1 pseudogene is annotated in these 913 nt (G+C 68.8%); it reads right to left on the bottom strand.

The features are described 5' to 3' along the window. Window positions 1-913: pseudogene (locus AABA86_RS33915) on the bottom strand (molybdopterin cofactor-binding domain-containing protein); the annotation flags it as partial.

Raw genomic sequence — 913 nt, 5'->3', positions numbered from 1 at the left:
TCGGCGACCAGCTCGACCACTTTGCGCAGGCGCGCGGTGTCGATCGGGTAGCTGTCGAGGGGCTCGCCATAGTTCCACAGATCCTTCACCGCGGGTTTGACGATCCGCGGGCTGCCGATCAGCGCGAGCAGGGTCTCCTTCTGGTCGCGCCCTGTCGCGCTCGCGATCTCGCCGACCATCGACTGGACCGCGAAGGCGCGCGGGATGTTCGAGACCGAGCGGAACCAGCCGATGCGGGTATGCGCGGCGGCTTCCGGATTCTCGCAGGAGATGTTGGCGATCTCGAACGGCATGTCGACGAGACCCATGCCGATCTCGAACGGCGCCTGATGCACCGTGCCGGCCGCAAAGGTCGAGGCGATGCTGGGGGCCACGCTGCGGTGGCGCCAGGCGATCACCTTGCCGCTCTTGTCGAGGCCCGCCTCGATCCGCTCGGCCGAGACCGTGTGCAGGAAGCCGTTACGAACGTCGTCCTCCCGCGTCCACTGCACCTTCACAGGCGCGCCGAGCTCCTTCGACAGCAGGGCGGCCTCCAGCGCGAAGTCGNNGGAATGCCGAGCGTCTTGGCGACGTCGTCGCGGGTGCCGCCCGGACTCTGCACCGGCGCCCAGATCTCAGCCTTGTCGCCCTTGACGTCGGCGACCGCCACCGGCGGCTCCATGCTGACATGAGCAAGATGCGGGATGTAGTACTCGCCGACGATCACCTTGTCCGCGCCCCTCAGCGCCGCATCCGCGTCGCCCTCCGTGCGCAGGACGAGGCCGGGCTTGCGCGAGGCCTCCTCGAGCTCCTTGCGGTAGGCGACCGAGTCGTATTTCCCGTTGGGACCGTCGTCCCACACGAGCTTCAGCGCATCCCGGCCCTTGATCGCCGCGCCGGTGTTGCGGGCGATCACCGCGACGCCGCCGAGCGG

Source organism: Bradyrhizobium sp. TM233, from assembly GCF_036247965.1.
In the GTDB taxonomy this organism is placed as follows: domain Bacteria; phylum Pseudomonadota; class Alphaproteobacteria; order Rhizobiales; family Xanthobacteraceae; genus Bradyrhizobium; species Bradyrhizobium ottawaense.
The sequence above is the reverse complement of the archived record's forward strand: the minus strand, read 5'-3'. Positions and strand labels throughout refer to the sequence as shown.